18 protein-coding genes and 2 pseudogenes are annotated in these 17,393 nt (G+C 61.6%); 5 read left to right on the top strand and 15 right to left on the bottom strand.

Features of this window, described 5'->3' with window-relative positions; all coding sequences use genetic code 11:
• Positions 1 to 17: 17 nt before the first annotated feature.
• From AC0L3L_RS28500 to AC0L3L_RS28545, 10 genes are all read right to left on the bottom strand, one after another.
• Positions 18 to 656: an SGNH/GDSL hydrolase family protein gene (locus tag AC0L3L_RS28500; protein WP_473640310.1), complete on the bottom strand. Its 639-nt coding sequence runs from the start codon at positions 654 to 656 to the stop codon at positions 18 to 20.
• Positions 657 to 801: 145 nt separating this feature from the next.
• Positions 802 to 2,184, bottom strand: a complete 1,383-nt coding sequence (locus tag AC0L3L_RS28505) for a pyruvate dehydrogenase complex dihydrolipoamide acetyltransferase (protein WP_473640312.1) — start codon at positions 2,182 to 2,184, stop codon at positions 802 to 804.
• Between the two features lie 18 nt (positions 2,185 to 2,202).
• A complete protein-coding gene (locus AC0L3L_RS28510; protein WP_473640314.1) occupies positions 2,203 to 3,588 on the bottom strand; it encodes a pyruvate dehydrogenase complex E1 component subunit beta in 1,386 nt (461 codons plus the stop codon).
• Between the two features lie 15 nt (positions 3,589 to 3,603).
• Positions 3,604 to 4,644 (bottom strand): pyruvate dehydrogenase (acetyl-transferring) E1 component subunit alpha, encoded by a 1,041-nt coding sequence (gene pdhA / locus AC0L3L_RS28515; protein ID WP_473527926.1) that lies wholly within the window; start codon positions 4,642 to 4,644, stop codon positions 3,604 to 3,606.
• A 171-nt stretch (positions 4,645 to 4,815) separates the two neighbouring features.
• Positions 4,816 to 5,139 carry an FtsB family cell division protein gene (locus AC0L3L_RS28520; protein WP_473487451.1) on the bottom strand — a complete coding sequence of 108 codons (324 nt, stop codon included), beginning with the start codon at positions 5,137 to 5,139 and terminating at the stop codon, positions 4,816 to 4,818.
• A 183-nt stretch (positions 5,140 to 5,322) separates the two neighbouring features.
• Positions 5,323 to 6,597: a phosphopyruvate hydratase gene (gene eno, locus AC0L3L_RS28525; protein ID WP_473640316.1), complete on the bottom strand. Its 1,275-nt coding sequence runs from the start codon at positions 6,595 to 6,597 to the stop codon at positions 5,323 to 5,325.
• 409 nt (positions 6,598 to 7,006) lie between these two features.
• Positions 7,007 to 7,372 carry a PRC-barrel domain-containing protein gene (locus AC0L3L_RS28530; protein WP_473640318.1) on the bottom strand — a complete coding sequence of 122 codons (366 nt, stop codon included), beginning with the start codon at positions 7,370 to 7,372 and terminating at the stop codon, positions 7,007 to 7,009.
• Positions 7,373 to 7,558: 186 nt separating this feature from the next.
• Entirely contained in the window at positions 7,559 to 7,762 is a 204-nt protein-coding gene (locus AC0L3L_RS28535; protein WP_095494875.1) for a dodecin family protein, read from the bottom strand.
• 102 nt (positions 7,763 to 7,864) lie between these two features.
• Positions 7,865 to 8,695, bottom strand: a complete 831-nt coding sequence (gene kdsA, locus AC0L3L_RS28540; RefSeq protein WP_473640320.1) for a 3-deoxy-8-phosphooctulonate synthase — start codon at positions 8,693 to 8,695, stop codon at positions 7,865 to 7,867.
• Positions 8,692 to 9,615, bottom strand: a complete 924-nt coding sequence (locus tag AC0L3L_RS28545; protein ID WP_473640367.1) for a VOC family protein — start codon at positions 9,613 to 9,615, stop codon at positions 8,692 to 8,694. Before AC0L3L_RS28545 ends, kdsA begins: the two co-directional genes overlap by 4 nt.
• A gap of 146 nt (positions 9,616 to 9,761) precedes the next feature.
• Between AC0L3L_RS28545 and AC0L3L_RS28550 the strand changes: the two genes are divergently transcribed.
• On the top strand, positions 9,762 to 9,887 hold the full coding sequence (locus AC0L3L_RS28550) for a hypothetical protein (RefSeq protein ID WP_473527923.1): 126 nt from the start codon (positions 9,762 to 9,764) through the stop codon (positions 9,885 to 9,887).
• A 28-nt stretch (positions 9,888 to 9,915) separates the two neighbouring features.
• On the opposite strand, the gene AC0L3L_RS28555 is transcribed toward AC0L3L_RS28550, so the two are convergent.
• Positions 9,916 to 10,206 (bottom strand): Dabb family protein, encoded by a 291-nt coding sequence (locus AC0L3L_RS28555; protein WP_473640321.1) that lies wholly within the window; start codon positions 10,204 to 10,206, stop codon positions 9,916 to 9,918.
• Positions 10,207 to 10,311: 105 nt separating this feature from the next.
• The gene (locus AC0L3L_RS28560; protein WP_280178893.1) at positions 10,312 to 10,446 is read right to left on the bottom strand and encodes a hypothetical protein; all 135 of its coding nucleotides are present in this window, start codon (positions 10,444 to 10,446) and stop codon (positions 10,312 to 10,314) included.
• 246 nt (positions 10,447 to 10,692) lie between these two features.
• Between AC0L3L_RS28560 and AC0L3L_RS28565 the strand changes: the two genes are divergently transcribed.
• Positions 10,693 to 11,949 (top strand): class I SAM-dependent methyltransferase, encoded by a 1,257-nt coding sequence (locus tag AC0L3L_RS28565; protein WP_473640324.1) that lies wholly within the window; start codon positions 10,693 to 10,695, stop codon positions 11,947 to 11,949.
• Here the strand turns inward: AC0L3L_RS28565 and AC0L3L_RS28570 are convergent.
• Together AC0L3L_RS28570 and AC0L3L_RS28575 are read right to left on the bottom strand one after the other, a co-directional pair.
• Positions 11,950 to 12,158 (bottom strand): annotated as a pseudogene (locus tag AC0L3L_RS28570) (2',3'-cyclic-nucleotide 2'-phosphodiesterase); the annotation flags it as partial.
• Between the two features lie 135 nt (positions 12,159 to 12,293).
• Positions 12,294 to 13,559, bottom strand: a complete 1,266-nt coding sequence (locus AC0L3L_RS28575; protein WP_473640326.1) for an NAD(P)/FAD-dependent oxidoreductase — start codon at positions 13,557 to 13,559, stop codon at positions 12,294 to 12,296.
• A gap of 269 nt (positions 13,560 to 13,828) precedes the next feature.
• Between AC0L3L_RS28575 and AC0L3L_RS28580 the strand changes: the two genes are divergently transcribed.
• The gene (locus AC0L3L_RS28580; protein WP_473640369.1) at positions 13,829 to 14,431 is read left to right on the top strand and encodes a 5-formyltetrahydrofolate cyclo-ligase; all 603 of its coding nucleotides are present in this window, start codon (positions 13,829 to 13,831) and stop codon (positions 14,429 to 14,431) included.
• Here the strand turns inward: AC0L3L_RS28580 and AC0L3L_RS28585 are convergent.
• On the bottom strand, positions 14,428 to 14,901 hold the full coding sequence (locus tag AC0L3L_RS28585) for an Lrp/AsnC family transcriptional regulator (RefSeq protein ID WP_023675099.1): 474 nt from the start codon (positions 14,899 to 14,901) through the stop codon (positions 14,428 to 14,430). The two genes, AC0L3L_RS28580 and AC0L3L_RS28585, sit on opposite strands and share 4 nt — an antisense overlap.
• Positions 14,902 to 15,060: 159 nt before the next feature.
• On the opposite strand from AC0L3L_RS28585, the gene ald reads away from it, so the two are divergent.
• The gene (gene ald, locus AC0L3L_RS28590; protein WP_473640327.1) at positions 15,061 to 16,176 is read left to right on the top strand and encodes an alanine dehydrogenase; all 1,116 of its coding nucleotides are present in this window, start codon (positions 15,061 to 15,063) and stop codon (positions 16,174 to 16,176) included.
• A 207-nt stretch (positions 16,177 to 16,383) separates the two neighbouring features.
• A pseudogene (locus AC0L3L_RS28595) lies at positions 16,384 to 17,205 on the top strand (outer membrane protein); the annotation flags it as partial.
• Positions 17,206 to 17,393 lie beyond the last annotated feature (188 nt).

Here is a 17,393-nt window from a genome sequence, read left to right on the forward strand (position 1 = left end):
ATTTCTCCCCTGATTCTCTAGAGTTCCAGCATGACGCGCACGATTGGCGCCAATGCCTGCCCGATTTTCCGCGTGTTCTCTGCGTCGAGATGGACGCCGTCGAGCGGCGTGGTCTCGGCCACCGAGCCTGCATCGAAGAAGCCGCAGCCGACCTCGTCGGCAAGGACAGAATATTGCGGTGCCAGCCGCTTAGACGCTTCATCGCCGCCGGCGAACATTTCCTTGAACTCGGCGTTTTCCGTGCGGCTGACCGCGGGCGGCGCGACGATCAGGATCTGCGGCGCCGGCCAATCGAATGGGTAATCGTGCCCGCGCACGATATCGACCAGGCGCTGCATGCCTTGCTTGGCGGCGACCGGATTGCCGTGGATCCACGGCTTCATATCGTTGGCGCCGAGCATGATGATGATCAGGTCGATCGGCGCATGCGTCATCAGGATCGTCGGCAGCATTCTTGCGCCGTTACGGTCGGCGCCGGCCAAATGGTCGTCGAAAGCTGTTGTGCGGCCGTTCAAGCCTTCGGCAATGACCTCGATACCGCCTCCCAACGTCGCCTGCAGCACACTCGGCCAGCGGTCCTTGAGCGAGTGGCGATCCAGACTTGCCGCATCATAGCCCCAGGTCAGCGAATCGCCGTAGCAAAGGACTGTTTTCATGCGCTTGCCCCGCTCCTGCCAAAGCCTGCTTGTGCGTGCTTCACCCGCCGACGCATGAACAGCCATTGCACGATGATCGTCACGATGCCTGGAAGGCTGAAGGGAAAAAGGCTGGTGAAGAATTTCCGCACCGCCTTCTTCCTTTCTAGACCAGCATGTCCATCGGATTTTCGATCATGCGCTTGAAGGCGCCGAGCAGTTCGGCGCCGAGCGCGCCGTCGACGGCGCGGTGATCGGTCGACAGCGTCACCGACATGATTGTCGCGATCTTGATCTCACCGTTCTTGACCACCGCACGCTCCTCGCCGGCGCCGACCGCCAGGATCGTCGCATGCGGCGGGTTGATGACGGCGGCGAAGTCCTTGATGCCGAACATGCCAAGATTGGAAACCGCCGTGGTGCCGCCCTGGTATTCCTCCGGTTTCAGCTTGCGGCTGCGGGCACGGCTGGCAAGATCCTTCATCTCATTCGAGATGACCGACAGCGTCTTTTCGTCGGCGCGCCGGATGATCGGCGTGATCAGGCCGCCGGGGATCGATACGGCAACGCCGACATCGGCATGCCTGTGCTTGACCATCGCGCTCTCGGTCCAGGAGGCGTTGGCATCCGGCACCGCCATCAGCGCCTTTGCCATCGCTTTGATCACCATGTCGTTGACCGACAGCTTGTAGGCCGGCGTTTCACCCTTGTCGGTCTTCTTCACCGGGGCGGCCGCATTGATCTGCGTGCGCAGCGCCAGGAGCGCATCAAGTTCGCAATCGAGCGTCAGGTAGAAATGCGGGATGGTGGTCGTGGCCTCGACCAGCCGGCGCGCAATGGTCTTGCGCATGTTGTCATGCGGGACAAGCTCGTAGGAGCCGTCGGCAAACAGTTTCAGCACCTGGTCGTCCGACATTGGCTTGGCTGCGGCCGCCGGAGCCGGAGCGCCGGCAGGTGCCATTTTCGCGGCCGGTGCCGCCTTGGCACCGCCGCTGGAAATCGCTGCGTCGACATCGGCCTTGACCACGCGGCCATGCGGGCCGGAGCCGGTCACCGCGGAGACATCGACACCGGCTTCCCGGGCGATGCGACGGGCCAGTGGCGAGGCGAAGACACGTTCGCCGCTTGCATGGCCATTGGCAATCGGAGCCGCCTGGGGCGCCGGTGCGGCCGCAGGTTTCGGCGCTTCCGGCTTTGGGGTTTCCGCCTTTGGTGCTTCAGTTTTGGGGGCTTCTGTTTTTGGTGCCTCGGCTTTTGCCGGAGCGGCAGCGCCGTCACCGCTTTTGGCGGCAGCCGCCGCATCCTCGCCTTCGGCGGCGAGCACGGCGATCAGCGCGTTGACCTTGACGCCTTCGGTGCCGGCTGGAACCACCAGCCTGGCCACCGTGCCCTCATCGACGGCTTCAACTTCCATCGTCGCCTTGTCGGTCTCGATCTCGGCGATCACGTCGCCCGGCGAAACCTTGTCGCCCTCCTTGACCAGCCATTTGGCAAGATTGCCCTCTTCCATCGTGGGCGAGAGCGCCGGCATGGTGATGTTGATCGGCATGTTTTCCTCCCGCCCTGCTCAGCGATATGTGACGGCTTTGACCGCCTCGACGACCTCGCCGACATTGGGCAGCGCCAGCTTTTCGAGGTTTGCCGCATAGGGCATCGGCACGTCCTTGCCGGCAATGGTGATGACCGGCGCGTCGAGGAAATCGAAGGCGCGCTGCGACACCTGGTTGGCGATATGGTCGCCGACCGAGCTCTGCGGAAACCCTTCTTCCACCACCACCAGCCGATTGGTCTTCTTGACCGAGGCGATAATGGTGTCGAAATCGAGAGGGCGGATGGTCCTGAGGTCGATGACCTCGGCATCGATACCCATGCCGCGCAATTCGGCCTCGGCCTTCACCGTGTAGGTCATGCCGATGCCGAAGGAGACGATGGTGACATCCTTGCCGGATTTGTGGATGCGCGCTTTGCCGATCGGCAGCACGAAATCGTCCATCTTCGGCACGTCGAAGGACTGGCCGTAAAGGATTTCGTTCTCGAGGAAGATGACCGGGTTCGCGTCGCGGATCGCGGCCTTCAGCAACCCCTTGGCGTCGGCGGCGGTGTAGGGCATAACCACTTTCAGGCCGGGAATGTGGCTGTACCAGGCGGCATAGCACTGCGAATGCTGGGCGGCGACACGGGCGGCCGCGCCGTTCGGCCCGCGAAACACGATGGGCGCGCCCATCTGGCCGCCGGACATATAGAGCGTCTTGGCGGCGGAGTTGATGATCTGGTCGATCGCCTGCATGGCGAAGTTGAAGGTCATGAACTCGACGATCGGTCTCAGGCCGGCCATCGCCGCGCCAACGCCGACGCCGGCAAAACCGTGTTCGGTGATGGGCGTATCGACGACACGCCGCGCCCCGAATTCCTGCAGCAGCCCTTGCGTGATCTTGTAGGCGCCCTGGTACTCGGCGACCTCCTCGCCCATCACGAAGACGTCGTCGTCACGGCGCATTTCCTCGGCCATCGCGTCACGCAGCGCTTCGCGCACGGTGGTCGAGACCATTTCCGTGCCGGCCGGGATGTCGGGATCGGCGGCGATTTCGGTTCTCGGCGCCGCGGCGACAGGTGCTGCGCCCTCGCTTTTGGCCGCAGCAGGCGCTGGCGCTGCTGTTTCAGCCTTGGCAGGTTCCTCGCCGATGCCTTCGCCTGCCTTGTCGATGTCTTCACCATCAACGGCGAGCACGGCGATCAGCGTGTTGACCTTGACACCTTCGGTGCCGGCAGGAACCACGATCTTGGCTAGCGTGCCTTCGTCGACGGCCTCGACTTCCATCGTGGCCTTATCGGTTTCGATCTCGGCGATGACATCACCAGCGACAACCTTATCGCCCTCTTTCTTCAACCATTTGGAAACATTGCCCTCTTCCATGGTCGGCGAGAGAGCGGGCATGAGAATTTCGATCGGCATGTCCTTGCCCTCTCGTTACAATACGATGTCGGTCCAGAGCTCGGACGGATCCGGCTCTGCGTCGTTCTGGGCAAATTCGGCGGCGTCGGCGACAATGTCGCGAACCTCCTTGTCGACGGTCTTGAGCTCGTCCTCGTCGGCCCACTTCTTGTCGAGCAGGCGAGCCCTGACCTGCTCGATCGGGTCACGCTCGGAGCGCATCTTCTGCACTTCTTCCTTGGAGCGATATTTTGCCGGATCGGACATCGAGTGACCGCGGTAGCGGTAGGTCTGCATTTCGAGAATCAGCGGCCCCTTGCCGTCACGGCACCATTCGGTTGCGAGATCGCCGGCTGCCTTGACTGCACGGACGTCCATGCCATCGACCTGGATACCGGGGATCTTGAAGGAGGCGCCGCGGTGCGAAAAATCCGTCTCGGCCGACGAACGCGATACCGAGGTGCCCATGGCATAGCGGTTGTTCTCGATGATATAGATCACCGGCAGCTTCCACAGCGAGGCCATGTTGAAGCTCTCATAGACCTGACCCTGATTGGCGGCGCCGTCGCCGAAATAGGTCAGGGTCACGTTGTTGTTGCCGCGATAGCGATTGGCGAAGGCGAGGCCGGTGCCGAGCGAAACCTGCGCCCCGACAATGCCGTGGCCGCCGTAAAAATGCTTCTCCTTGGAGAACATGTGCATGGAGCCGCCCTTGCCCCTGGACAAGCCGCCGCGGCGCCCGGTCAATTCGGCCATGACGCCGCGCGGCGACAGTTCCATGGCCAGCATGTGACCATGGTCGCGGTAGGCGGTGATCATCTGGTCGCCGTCGATCAGCGCCATCTTCATGCCGGTGACAACTGCTTCCTGGCCGATATAGAGATGGCAGAAGCCGCCGATGAAGCCCATGCCGTAGAGCTGGCCGGCCTTTTCCTCGAAGCGGCGGATAAGCAGCATGCGCCGGTAGGCGTCAAGCTCCTCGTCCTTGGTGAAGTCGACAGGTTTGGGGGCTGAAAGCCCCGCCGATTTGCCGTCGGATCTGGATTTGGCAGGCGCTTTTCTGGCGGCGGTGGCCATGCATCACTCCCTGTTGGCGTCTCTTGCGGACACTGAGGGAGATCAGTTCTCCCCACCGATTTGGGAAGGCTAACACGCGAGAAAGCGTTTCGCCATGCTGAAAAATGCATGGCTGACATGCATCTAAGCGATTAAAATCATTGAAAATATCGGCGATTAACTTGAAAATGGTTATCTTGCCGGTGGCGGTAACATGATGGTGATTTCGTCGGCATGGGACATATTGAGCGCCTTACGCGCCTGCTCGTCGAGCATATCCTTCTCCATCGTGCCCTGATGCATCAGCTGAACGCGTCTCTGCAGGTCGATCCGGCGCGCCTTGACGGCATCGAGCTTACTTTGCAGATCGACGGTTTCGGCTTGCAACCGATACTTGGAATAGATGCCGAATTCGCCGTGATAGGCGTGGAAGCCGAAATAGGCGAGGAATGCCACGCAGAGCGAGGGAATGATCAGCCGACCGGTATTTCTCTGCTTGTGCTGACGTGTCCACATGATCCAAATCCCTTAGAGCGCCGCGCGTCCTCTTGGACGCGCAAAGGGCGCTCTAACACTCTGCGACCTCGCCCTTTCTCGCCCGATTGTGCTTAATGGACGGTTACGGACGACCGGATCTGGCGGTGTTGAAACAAAAAAGGCGAGAATGCCCCGCCCCTTCGTTTTCGGATTTTCTGCGGCTCAGCCCTTCACGATCGACTTGCCAGCGTAGAGCGCCTGCTTGCCGAGCTCTTCCTCGATGCGGATGAGCTGGTTGTACTTGGCCATGCGATCCGAGCGCGACAGCGAACCCGTCTTGATCTGCCCGCAATTCGTGGCGACGGCGAGATCGGCGATGGTCGAATCTTCAGTTTCGCCCGAGCGGTGCGACATGACAGCGGTGTAGCCGGCCTTGTGCGCGGTCTCGACGGCGTCGAGCGTTTCGGTCAGTGAGCCGATCTGGTTGACCTTGACCAGGATAGAATTGGCGACGCCCATGCGGATGCCGTCGCGCAGCCGCGCCGTATTGGTGACGAACAAATCGTCACCGACCAGCTGCGTCTTCTTGCCGATGAGGTCGGTCAGCGTTTTCCAGCCGTCCCAGTCGTCTTCGGCCAACCCGTCCTCGATGGTGATGATCGGATAGTCCGCGGCGAGCTTGGCCAGATACTTGGCCTGGGTCTTAGGATCGCGGGTCTTTTTCTCGCCTTCATAGACGTAGTTGCCGTCCTTGAAGAATTCGGTCGCGGCGCAGTCGAGGCCGAGCGCAACCTCTTCGCCCGGCTTGAAGCCGGCCTTCTCGATCGATTCCATGATGAAATCGAGCGCAGCGGGCGCGCTCTTCAAGTTAGGCGCGAAGCCGCCCTCGTCACCGACATTGGTGTTGTGGCCGGCGTCCTTCAGCCGCTTCCTCAACGTGTGAAAGATTTCCGAGCCCCAGCGCACCCCGTCACGCAGTGTCGGCGCACCGATCGGCAGGATCATGAATTCCTGGAAGTCGATCGGGTTGTCAGCATGCGCGCCACCGTTGATGATGTTCATCATCGGCACTGGAAGCACATGCGCCTTGCTGCCACCGACATAGCGGTAGAGCGGCAGGCCGGCCGCTTCCGCCGCAGCCTTGGCGACAGCTAGCGAGACGCCGAGGATGGCGTTGGCGCCGAGCCGGCTCTTGTTGGGCGTGCCGTCGAGCTCGACCATGGTCTGGTCGATGTGGATCTGGTTCTCGGCTTCCATGCCGCCGATCGCCTCGAACAGCTCGCCATTGACGGCCTCTACCGCCTGCAGGACGCCCTTGCCGAGATAACGGGCGCCGCCGTCACGCAGTTCGACCGCCTCATGCGCGCCGGTCGAGGCACCGGAAGGCACCGCGGCGCGGCCCATCGAGCCGTCTTCGAGCACGACGTCGACCTCGACGGTCGGGTTTCCGCGGCTGTCCAGGATTTCACGCCCGACAATGTCGATGATGGCAGTCATTGCGATGTCCCCGATTTGATCTGACGAAGCGTCGCGCACCTCTTAGCCAAAGTGCTGCAAAACGCAATCGTGGCGTCCGCAAATATTGCCGCCACGCCCGTCATGCCGGTTCACGACGGACAAACTTCTGTCATCAAAAGTCATCTCTGTCATAGGTCTTGGCGGCGTGCGGCTTTCTGGTTTATGCTCACAGTCGCGCGGGGCGAAACAGGAGGAGTTTCGCCATGTCTCAGTTGAGCGGTATTGTGAGTTTGTTCCTGATCGCGGCGGCGTTTTTGACGTCGTGTGACACTCAGCAGCCTCAACAGGGCGCGGTAGAGTTGTCGACCCTTGCAGCGGAGTAGATATCCTGCAGAAAAGGCCCCCGGTCCAACCCGGGGGCCTTTTTTTTGATTCCGGCAGAGCAAGGTCAATGCCAATAAGGCTCCACCTTGTAGTAGCTGTAAGAAGCATCACGCGCGGCCTCGCCGTCGGCGCCCGTCAATTCGTTGATCGAATAGGCGGGAGCAGCCTTCAGTTGCTCCTTCGTGAACGGTACGACATAGCCGCCCTTGTTCTCGTCATAGTCGAGGCTCGCCCACGGAATGGCGTGGTACCTCTCGCCGATGCCGAGAAATCCGCCAAAGCCGATCACGGCAAACATGATTCCATTCGACAACTTGTCGAGCATGACATCCTCGATGTCGCCGATGTGCGTGCCTTCCGTGTTGTAGACGGATGTGCCGATGACCCGCGAGGCAGCGATGGCTTCAGTGTGTCCTGTCTGGGTGGTCATTGTGTACTCCTCGTTGTCGTTGACGCTATGCCTGACAATGAGGGGCGCGGATGAAGGTTCCAGAGTTTTCGACGCTAGAGCGGGATGCATTCAAATTGAACTGAGCATCCCGCTCTATCTATTTGTTTTAGCTGCATGTTAGCGACGTCAAGTGATTCCACTTGGCTGCAAAAATGCTCTAACCGGTCACTCAGCGAGGATGAAGGTGACCTTCATGTTGACGCGATACGCGGAGATCTTGCCGTCCTCGACGACCACCTTCTGGTCCTGGATCCAGGCGCCTTCGACGTTCTTCAAGGTCTTTGCGGCGCGCGCAATTCCCAGTTCGATGGCTTCTTGAAAACTCTTATTAGACGATGATGTGATTTCGGTGACGCGGGCGACGGACATGGCTTCCTCCTCCAAGGCACTCTGTTGCCTGGGCAGCGTACAACCGGCACCGGTTGACCACAAGTTTAGGGGCCGGGACTTAGGCCCGGCCCCTCAGCTTGCTCAGCCCTTGGCGACGCGATCGAATGCCATCAGCCTTTCGAGCAGCGCCCGAAGGTCCTTCAGCGGCACCATGTTGGGACCATCGGAGGGGGCATTGTCGGGATCTTGATGCGTCTCGATGAAGACGCCGGCGACACCGACCGCAACCGCGGCGCGCGCCAGCGTCTCGACGAAGCGCCGCTCGCCACCCGAGGAGCCGCCCTGGCCGCCCGGCTGCTGCACCGAATGCGTGGCGTCGAAAATCACCGGCGCGCCGATCTCGGCCATGATCGGCAGGGCGCGCATATCGGACACCAGCGTGTTGTAGCCGAAGGACGCGCCGCGCTCGGTGACCAACACATTGGCGTTGCCGGAACCGGTGATCTTGGCGACGACGTTCTTCATGTCCCACGGTGCGAGGAACTGGCCCTTCTTCACGTTGACGACCTTGCCGGTTCTTGCCGCCGCGATCAGCAGATCGGTCTGGCGACTGAGGAAAGCCGGAACCTGCAGGATATCGATATGCGGCGCCACGACCGCGCACTGTTCCTCGGTGTGGATATCGGTCAGGATCGGCAGCGAAAACGCCTTGCGCAAATCGTCGAAGACGGGCAGCGCCGCATCGAGGCCGGCGCCGCGCGTGCCGCCAAGCGAGGTGCGGTTGGCCTTGTCGTAACTGGTCTTGTAGACGAGGCCCAGCCCCAGCTTCTCAGTCAGTTCCTTCAGCGCCCCAGCCATGTCGAAGGCGTGCTGGCGGGATTCAAGCTGGCACGGGCCGGCAATCAGCGATAGCGGCGCGGTGTTGCTGAAGACGACATTGCCGACAGTTACGGACGAATTGGGCTTGTTCATGCGATCTCCCGGAAATTGAAGGCCGCACCCTGCCCGGATGCCGGCCGCACGACAATATCATTGCCGCGTATTTCGTGTTCGACGGAACTGGCTGCAAGCAGCTTGGCGACCGTGTCTGCGAAGCGAACCGAAAAGACGATCCCCGCGAAGCGGAGTTCCGATGGCGCGTCGGCAGGTATGCCGAAGCGCGTTTCGAAAGCAACGGGGTCAAGCAGGGTCAAGGTTGCGTTCGGCAGGCCAAACACAATGCTGCTCCCCTGTCCGGCAGCCGGACTGCGCGTCGCGATCGAAATCAATCGGTGCTGTTCGGACGGCTCGTTGCTGACCGCCACGACTTCGATGATGCCGGTTGCGCCATTGGGGTGGATCTGCAACGCGGTGCGGTCTACCTTCGGCGCATTGATCCGCTCGCAGGCGAACAGGAATGCGTCCGTCGCCCCGGTGCCGGAGGCGAAGGCCAGTTTGAACGATGCCGTGTCGCTCTTTCCCGCCGGGTCGGTGAAGGCGCGCGAAAAGCTCAGCATGTCTCCGGCAGACAGGCCGGCTTCGACATAGCGCACCTGATCGGCATCCGCATCTTCGGTGCCCAGGACCAGGGCGGAAAATCCCTCATCGCCGCGCTTGTCGCGATAGGTGCGATCGCGCGCGACGAAGACGTTGCCGTCGGCGATCGCTTTCGCCACCGCCTGCTCGTTGCCCACCGCCAGCGGCTCGAGATAGGTGCCGTCCTCAAGGAAGACGCAGCAGTTTTCCGTCCCGAAAGGATGGATGCCGGTCGGCGCCACGACAAAGCCAAGCGAAACCAGCCGCGCCCGCGCCACGTCGAGGCTCGCGGTCGGCAGCACAAGATGGTCAAGCGGATAGGTGCCCGGCGGATAAGGGCCTGGCGGATAAGGGACTGCTGTCTTCGTCTCGGTCATGCCGGTCGCGGTGTGCATCATTCCGGAATTTGGTTCAAGAGCCTCGCCTGACGCCGCAAGGATCCAAGGCAGCCGATCGCGTGGCCGCATTACGCGAACCTCCGGGATACTTGCCGCTGCCGGAAAACCAACCTACGTCAACCAAAATGAGAAAGATCCTGTTCATAGCGGCAGCGGTCGTCGCAATGGCTGTTCTCGCCATGCTGGTCTGGGACGCGCCGAAGCGGCCGGGCGCCGAATCGACAGACCCGACCGCCGCTCAGACGGAGTAACGTTGCTCCTGCTTCGCTCAATTTCTCTTCAGGTTGCAGCCGCAACATCCGCCGAATATCGCAATTCGCGCAGCGGTTTGACCTGGCTGGTCGTCTCGGCATAGAGCGGATGCGCCTTGTAGGCGGCCAGAGCGGCATCATCCTCGAATTCGGCATAAACGACCACGTCGATCTCGTCCGAAAGCGGGTCGACCTTGCTGTTGAGCGTCACCTCGAAAAGACGGGAATGGGGGATGTTGCCCAGCGCCAGCAAGCCCGCGCGCACGACCTCGACATCCTCTTTGTGCCGCGCGCTGAAGAAAACGATATGCCGGATCAACCCCAGCCTCCTCGATCTATGTGCAAGCGTGTTTTGTGTGAGCAAAACGGTCGCGTCAACCGGCAACGATGTCGCGGCGACAACGCGTTGGGCGGGGAAAAGAACCTATACCATCCCGGTGATGTAGCGCACGATGCGCGTTATCTCCCTGACCGTGGTGTCGAGATAGCGGCCCTGATTGTAGAGTCCGTCCCAGATCAGGAAGAACGTGACGGTGCAGATGACGATGACATAACGCATGGCTAAAACTACTGCATCTGGGTGGCTGCAACCATAGTGATTCCGGCGTTGATCAGCGCCCTGCCGCAAAATCTATCCATTGATCCATGTTCGCTTGCCTTGGCTCTTGAAGTTCCCTTTGATGGCATGAAAGATTGCTGCGGGGATTCATCGGGAAGCGGCGTTCGCGCCCTGACGAATGAACTGCGAGAGAGTGTCGAAACCGGCGATTTTGCGCCGGCGCCGCAGAGTCCCGGGGGGCGTGACATGGCTCACAAGGAAGACACCAGCGTTGCGTCGGGCGACGCAGTCAGATTGGACGAATTCAATTTCGCCGAGACCGTCAAAGGCCTGCCGGCCAAGGCGCGCATGGTGCTGTCGGCGGCGATGAACCTGCCGCGTGGCTCGCTCAAGGTGAGGATGCCGGACGGCCGCGCCGTCCTCGTCGGCGGCAAGGGCCCGGGTCCGGACGCCGAACTGGTGCTCAAGAACTGGCGCTTGCCCGGCCGTGCCTTCACCGGCGGCACCATCGGCATCGCCGAATCCTACATCGACGGCGATTGGGACAGTCCCGATGTGACCAGTTTCCTGGAACTGTTCGTAGTCAATTCAGAAATCGGAGAGCGCATCGCCGGCGGCGCCAGCTGGCTGATCAACGCCGTCCAGCGTGTCCGCCACTGGTTCAACCAAAACACCCGCACCGGCTCGAAGCGCAACATTTCGGCGCATTACGATCTCGGCAACGCCTTTTACAAGGAATGGCTGGATCCGAGCATGACCTATTCGTCGGCGCTCTATGCGGCTGGCGCCAACGATCTGGAAAGCGCGCAAGCCGCCAAATATCGCGCGCTGGCCAAGGACACGGGCATCGGCGCGAACGACCACGTGCTTGAAATCGGTTGCGGCTGGGGCGGCTTTGCCGAATTCGCCGCGCGCGAGATCGGCTGCCGCGTCACCGGGCTGACGATCAGCCGCGAGCAGCATGATTTCGCCAGCGCACGCGTCCAGAAAGCTGGATTTGCCGACAAGGTCGACATCAAGCTGCAGGACTACCGCGACGAAACCGGTTCCTACGACCGCATCGCTTCGATCGAGATGTTCGAGGCGGTCGGCGAAAAATACTGGCCTGTGTTTTTCGGCAAGATGAAGGATTGCCTGCGGCCTGGCGGCACCGCCGGCCTGCAGATCATCACCATCAACGAGAAAGCCTACGACACCTATCGCGCCCGGCCGGATTTCATCCAGCGTTACGTCTTCCCGGGCGGCATGCTGCCGACGCCGTCGATCCTGAAAACGCTCGGCAAAGACCATGGCCTTGCTCATCTGCGCGAGCGCATTTTCCCGGACGACTATGCCCGCACGCTCGCCGAATGGCGCCACCGCTTTTGGGGGTCATGGGAAAAGATCGTCCCACTCGGTTTCGACGACCGCTTCAAGAAGCTCTGGGAGTTTTACCTGCACTATTGCGAAGCCGGCTTCCGCGCCAGCTACATCGATGTCCGCCAGGTGGTTTACAGGGCTTAGGGCGTCCGCCGACGGGTTGATCGTGCCCTGACTGATGAGGTAGCCAATCACGTCGCGGTTGGTGTCCGGCGCCTCGCAGATGATCTTCGAGGCGTTGATCTCCGGGAATTGCCGCCGCCGCTGGCACGGTAATTTTTTGGTGGCGACGACAATTTCCGCATGGGATCAATTGGTTTTCCGTCGAACATCAAGTCGATGATGCGGTTCGAAGCGGCTCCCGTTCAACGACGTGCCAGCCCTCAACAGCGTGCCAAGTCCTGCCCGAAGGCAGAGCTTCGCGCCTGAATCCAGTCGAGTCCATCAGGAACAGAGGACGTGCGGATGAATGTGCGCGGGCGAAGACGTCAGTTCCTGTCGTCGTCGCCTTGGGTGATCAGCCGCGCGCTGCGCTGACCTGTCGCGTAAATCCATAGCCAGCTCAGCGATACCGCAAGCCGGTTACGGAAGCCAATCAGGAAATAGATGTGCGCGAGACCCCACAGCCACCAGGCCAGCCGGCCGGTGAGCTTGATCCAGCCGAAATCGATCGCGGCGGCGCGCTTGCCGATCGTCGCCAGATCGCCGTCATGCTTGTAGCGGAAAGGCCGCGGGGTCATGTCGCCGGCAAGCCGGGCCTTGATCGTCGCGGCGACATGCCGGCCCTGCTGTTTTGCGGCGGGTGCTACGCCGGGCACCATGCGGCCATCCGGCCGCAGGACGTGTGCTGCGTCGCCGACGATGAAAATCTCCGGGCTGCCCGGCACGGTCAGGTCGGGCTCGACCAGCACCCTGCCCGCGCGGTCCGCTGCTACCCCCAGCCATTCGGCGGCCGGCGAAGCGGCAACGCCTGCTGCCCACAGAATGGTTCTGGCCGGCAGGTGCGTGTCACCGAACACGACACCCTCGGCATCGCAGCTTGTAACGGGCCGGCCGAGTTCGACTGTCACGCCGAGCCGCTCGAGCGCCTTGCTGGCATAGTCGGAGAGTTCCTGCGCGAAATTGGGAAGGACGCGGTCGCCGGCCTCGATGAGCACCACGCGCGTCTGCCGCGTATCGATGTTGCGGAATTCACCGCGCAGCATGTCGTGCGCCAGTTCGACAATGGTGCCGGCCAATTCCACGCCGGTCGGTCCGCCACCAACGATCGCCAGCGTCAGCAGCGCTTGGCGCTTGGCGGGATCGGTTTCCCGCTCGGCTTGCTCGAAGGCCAGCAGAATGCGCCGTCGAATGGTGGTGGCATCCTCCAGTGTCTTCAGGCCTGGCGCGAAAGGCTCCCACTCGTCATGGCCGAAATAGGCGTGGCGCGCGCCGGTTGCCAGCAGCAGCGTGTCGTAGGCGACCGCCCCGCCATCATCGAACAGCACGCGCTTGCCAACGGGGTCGACGCCGCTGACGGTGGCGAGCAGCGTCGTCACGTCCTTGCGCTTGCGCAGGAGATGGCGGATCGGCCAGGCGACTTCCGAGGTCGCCAGCGCCGTGGTCGCCACCTGGTAGAGCAGCGGCTGGAAGAGATGATGGTTGCGCTTGTCAATCATGGTGATGCGCACCGGCGCACCGTCAAGCGCGCGGGTGAATTCGAGCCCCCCAAAGCCCGCCCCGACGACGACGACACGATGGCTGGATTCGTTCATCTCATTCACTCCGGGAGAGCAGGTTGGCCGGGAGAACAGGCTGGCCGGGAGAACAGGCTGGAGAGCAATTTCGCCAAATCTGATGTAGGGACGTTTGTGCACTGCAACAACATCCGACTTTGCCGACTGCCCGCCCTAAGATGTCGCGAATGTACATGCCCCCTATCTGCCGCCGAGTATAATTTCATTGAAACTGACGACAGGAGTGGAACTTGGATAGCGATCATGACGATGAAGGTCCGGCTCACTATTCCTCGCCGCCTTGCTTCATGCAGGAACTCGACCCGGAATTCCGGGCGCCCCTATCCGACTGGACCGACGTGAAACGATGGCGCAAGGCCGAGCGCGAGCAGCTGATTGCGGCGCGCCTCGCTGTCTCGGCTGACGCGCGAACGGCAATGTCGCAGCGCATCGGCGAAAGCCTTGACCCGATTATCGGCGACGTCGCCGGCCGCGTGGTCAGCCTCTACTGGCCGTTCCGCGGCGAGCCGGATCTGCGGCCGTGGATGGCTTCCGTCAATGAGCGCGGCGGCCGTACCGCACTGCCTGTCGTCGTCGAGAAAGGCCGGCCGCTTGTCTTTCGCGCCTACACACCGGGCGACCGGCTGGAGAAGGGCGTCTGGAATATCCCGATCCCGGCTGAAGGCGATCCGGTGCTGCCCGATATCGTCATCTCACCGATCGTCGGCATCGATCCGGGACAGTATCGGCTGGGCTATGGCGGTGGCTTCTTCGACCGCACACTGGCGGCGATGCCGTTCAAGCCGCTGGTCATCGGTGTCGGCTACGAACTGCAGCGCATCGCCACCATCTATCCGCAGCCGCATGACATCCCGATGGACCGGGTGGTGACGGAGGCCTTCAAGGCCTAAGCAAGCTCCGGCTTCATCCCCACCGCCGTCCGGTCGACGATCTCGCGCAAAGCGAAGGACGAATTGATCTTCGTCACATGCGGCATCGCCGACAACCATTCCTTATGAATGCGCTCATAGTCGACGAGGTCCTTCGCCGCGATGCGCAGGATATAATCGTATTCGCCCGACATCAGGTGGCAGGACAGGACATTCGGGCAGCGCTTTATCGCCGCCTCAAAATCCGACAACGTCTTCTCGAATTGCCCCGACAGCGATATATGCACGATTGCCGTCATCTGGTGGCCAAGAGCAGCGTTGGAAAGCCGGGCGTGGTAGCCGCGGATGGTTCCGGATTTCTCCAGATTGTCCAGCCGCCGCGAACAGGCGGATTGCGACAAGCCGACCTTCTCGGCAAGCGCCGCGTTGGGTATCCGCCCATCCTTCTGCAACGTTTCGAGAATGGCGATATCGATCCTGTCGAGCGGCATTTTTCGGGATTCCTGCGACAATCCAGCTATTTTGCGCAACGATTATCGAACCATGCGCTTCTGCGCAAGCGCATTCGCAAACACTTACGGGACGATTCGTGGTTCACTATCTCTAGACAGGGAACGTGCCCCAAAGGGCCGGATCAGGAGGAGGAGAAGATGCGCGTCGGCTGCCCCAGAGAAATCAAGAACCACGAATACCGCGTCGGCCTGACGCCGGGCTCGGTCCGCGAATATATCGCGCATGGCCACGAAGTACTGGTCGAGACCGGTGCCGGCGCCGGCATCGGCGCCGACGACAACGCCTATCGAGCAGCCGGCGCTACCATCGCCAAGACGGCCGCCGACGTGTTTGCCAAGTCCGACATGATCGTCAAGGTCAAGGAGCCGCAGCCCAACGAATGGGTTCAGCTCCGTGACGGCCAGATCCTCTACACCTATCTCCATCTCGCTCCGGATCCAGAGCAGACCAAGGGCCTGCTGGCCTCGGGCGTGACGGCCATCGCCTACGAGACGGTCACCGATGACCGTGGCGGCCTGCCGCTGCTGGCGCCGATGTCGGAAGTCGCCGGCCGCCTGTCGATACAGGCCGGCGCCACCGCGCTGCAGAAGGCCAATGGCGGCCGCGGCGTGCTGCTTGGCGGCGTGCCCGGCGTTCTGCCGGGCAAGGTCACGGTGCTCGGCGGCGGCGTCGTCGGCCTGCACGCAGCCAGGATGGCGGTCGGCCTTGGCGCCGACGTCACCATCATCGACCGCTCGATCCCGCGCCTGCGCCAGCTCGACGACATCTTCGGCGGCCGCGTCCACACCCGCTACTCGACCGTCGAGGCGCTGGAAGAGGAATGTTTTTCGGCCGACATCGTCGTCGGCGCCGTGCTGATCCCGGGTGCCGCCGCGCCGAAACTCGTTTCGTGCGAGATGCTGTCGGGCATGAAGAAAGGCTCGGTGCTTGTCGACGTCGCCATCGACCAGGGCGGCTGCTTCGAGACCTCGCACGCCACAACTCATGCCGCGCCGACCTATGAGGTCGACGGCGTCATTCACTATTGCGTCGCCAACATGCCGGGTGCGGTGCCGGTCACTTCGGCCCACGCGCTCAACAACGCAACGTTGCATTACGGCCTGCAGCTCGCCGACAAGGGCCTGAAGGCGCTGATCGACGATCATCATTTGCGCAACGGCCTGAATGTCCACAAGGGCAAGATCACCAATCGCGCGGTGGCCGAAGCACTCGGCTATGAGTTGGTCGAGCCGAAGGCCGTTCTCGCCGCCTGAACCCGCCGCTCAATCCTCTCCCGACAGAGCCGCCGACGCCCTCGGCGGCTCTTTTTTTCCACAAGCAAATTTCCCGGTTTGCGATTGGCTGACAGGCTTTGCCCGTCATGCTTGCAATGTGTCTTTCCTGTGGCTTTTTTTACAGCCGCCAGCATGGGTGGGTGCTAGACTTGGCAGAAATACAAACTCGACACGAACGCTGGTTTTGATTTCGATTGGGACCAGAGCGGCTACTTCGTCGGAGCTGGCGTTGAAACGGCCATCAACAGCAACTGGACCATCAAGTCAGAATATCGCTATACCCGCTTCGGTACTAATGATGATCTCCTTTCCGATTTCGGTGTACCGGATGGCACCCTCAACCTCGACACGTCGCGGCATACATTCCAGGTTGCGGCCAACTATCGCTTTGGCGCCCAGAATGGTGGCGTCGCCTCTTTTGAGGCTCCTGCCTACAACTGGACCGGCTTCTACGTCGGCGGCGCCGCCGGTGCGGGCGCATCGGTGCATCAGATCGACGTTCCGCCGGCTGGCGACCTCGAGTTCAACGGGATCGGTGGCGAAGGCGTGTTCGGCGAATTGAACGTCGGCTACGACCATGATTTCGGCAGCTGGGTCGCAGGCGTCATGGTGGATGCCCGCTACTCCGGCATGACTTCGGAACTCGAGATCCCGGGCGGGTCGATCAATCTGGATACTGATTACGGATTCGATGTGCTTGGTCGTGTCGGTATGAAAGTCAACGACTCAACCCTCGCCTACGTGCTCGGTGGTTACAGTTGGCAGCACTTCGATCTGAACGCGTCTTCACCCATCGGCGATATCCTCGATTGGGACTCCAGCGGCTTCTCGGTGGGTGGTGGTTTGGAAACGGCCATGTCCAGCAACGTGACCGTCGGCCTGGAGTACCGCTATTCGCAGTTCTCCGAGAAGGATTTTTCGTCGGAACTTGGGCTGCCGGACGACACTCTCACCTCCACGCCTTCGTTCCATACCGTCCGCATCGGCGCGAAGTATAAGTTCAACTAAAAACCGTCCAGACAACAGTCAAAGCCCGCCGGTCATTTCGGCGGGCTTTTTCTTTGGGGCGGAAGAAATGCGGGGCGGACAGGGCGGGCAACAAAAAAGCGGAGCCAAAGCCCCGCTTCCTCTGATATCGAGACTTCCCGCCGGTTCATCCGCGGTCGGCAAATCGATCGACAATCATTCCGTAACGC

The organism is Mesorhizobium sp. WSM4849 (assembly GCF_055811385.1).

Bases quoted from the DNA above. Each gene is read 5' to 3' on its own strand.
- AC0L3L_RS28545 (WP_473640367.1), bottom strand. From the start codon at position 9,615: ATGACCGAGACGAAGACAGCAGTCCCTTATCCGCCAGGCCCTTATCCG.
- pdhA (WP_473527926.1), bottom strand. From the start codon at position 4,644: ATGGCCACCGCCGCCAGAAAAGCGCCTGCCAAATCCAGATCCGACGGC.
- AC0L3L_RS28510 (WP_473640314.1), bottom strand. From the start codon at position 3,588: ATGCCGATCGAAATTCTCATGCCCGCTCTCTCGCCGACCATGGAAGAG.
- AC0L3L_RS28530 (WP_473640318.1), bottom strand. From the start codon at position 7,372: ATGACCACCCAGACAGGACACACTGAAGCCATCGCTGCCTCGCGGGTC.
- AC0L3L_RS28560 (WP_280178893.1), bottom strand. From the start codon at position 10,446: ATGCGTTATGTCATCGTCATCTGCACCGTCACGTTCTTCCTGATCTGG.
- AC0L3L_RS28575 (WP_473640326.1), bottom strand. From the start codon at position 13,559: ATGAACGAATCCAGCCATCGTGTCGTCGTCGTCGGGGCGGGCTTTGGG.
- AC0L3L_RS28565 (WP_473640324.1), top strand. From the start codon at position 10,693: ATGGCTCACAAGGAAGACACCAGCGTTGCGTCGGGCGACGCAGTCAGA.
- AC0L3L_RS28580 (WP_473640369.1), top strand. From the start codon at position 13,829: ATGCAGGAACTCGACCCGGAATTCCGGGCGCCCCTATCCGACTGGACC.
- AC0L3L_RS28535 (WP_095494875.1), bottom strand. From the start codon at position 7,762: ATGTCCGTCGCCCGCGTCACCGAAATCACATCATCGTCTAATAAGAGT.
- AC0L3L_RS28505 (WP_473640312.1), bottom strand. From the start codon at position 2,184: ATGCCGATCAACATCACCATGCCGGCGCTCTCGCCCACGATGGAAGAG.
- ald (WP_473640327.1), top strand. From the start codon at position 15,061: ATGCGCGTCGGCTGCCCCAGAGAAATCAAGAACCACGAATACCGCGTC.
- AC0L3L_RS28500 (WP_473640310.1), bottom strand. From the start codon at position 656: ATGAAAACAGTCCTTTGCTACGGCGATTCGCTGACCTGGGGCTATGAT.
- AC0L3L_RS28520 (WP_473487451.1), bottom strand. From the start codon at position 5,139: ATGTGGACACGTCAGCACAAGCAGAGAAATACCGGTCGGCTGATCATT.
- AC0L3L_RS28585 (WP_023675099.1), bottom strand. From the start codon at position 14,901: ATGCCGCTCGACAGGATCGATATCGCCATTCTCGAAACGTTGCAGAAG.
- eno (WP_473640316.1), bottom strand. From the start codon at position 6,597: ATGACTGCCATCATCGACATTGTCGGGCGTGAAATCCTGGACAGCCGC.
- kdsA (WP_473640320.1), bottom strand. From the start codon at position 8,695: ATGAACAAGCCCAATTCGTCCGTAACTGTCGGCAATGTCGTCTTCAGC.
- AC0L3L_RS28550 (WP_473527923.1), top strand. From the start codon at position 9,762: ATGAGAAAGATCCTGTTCATAGCGGCAGCGGTCGTCGCAATGGCTGTT.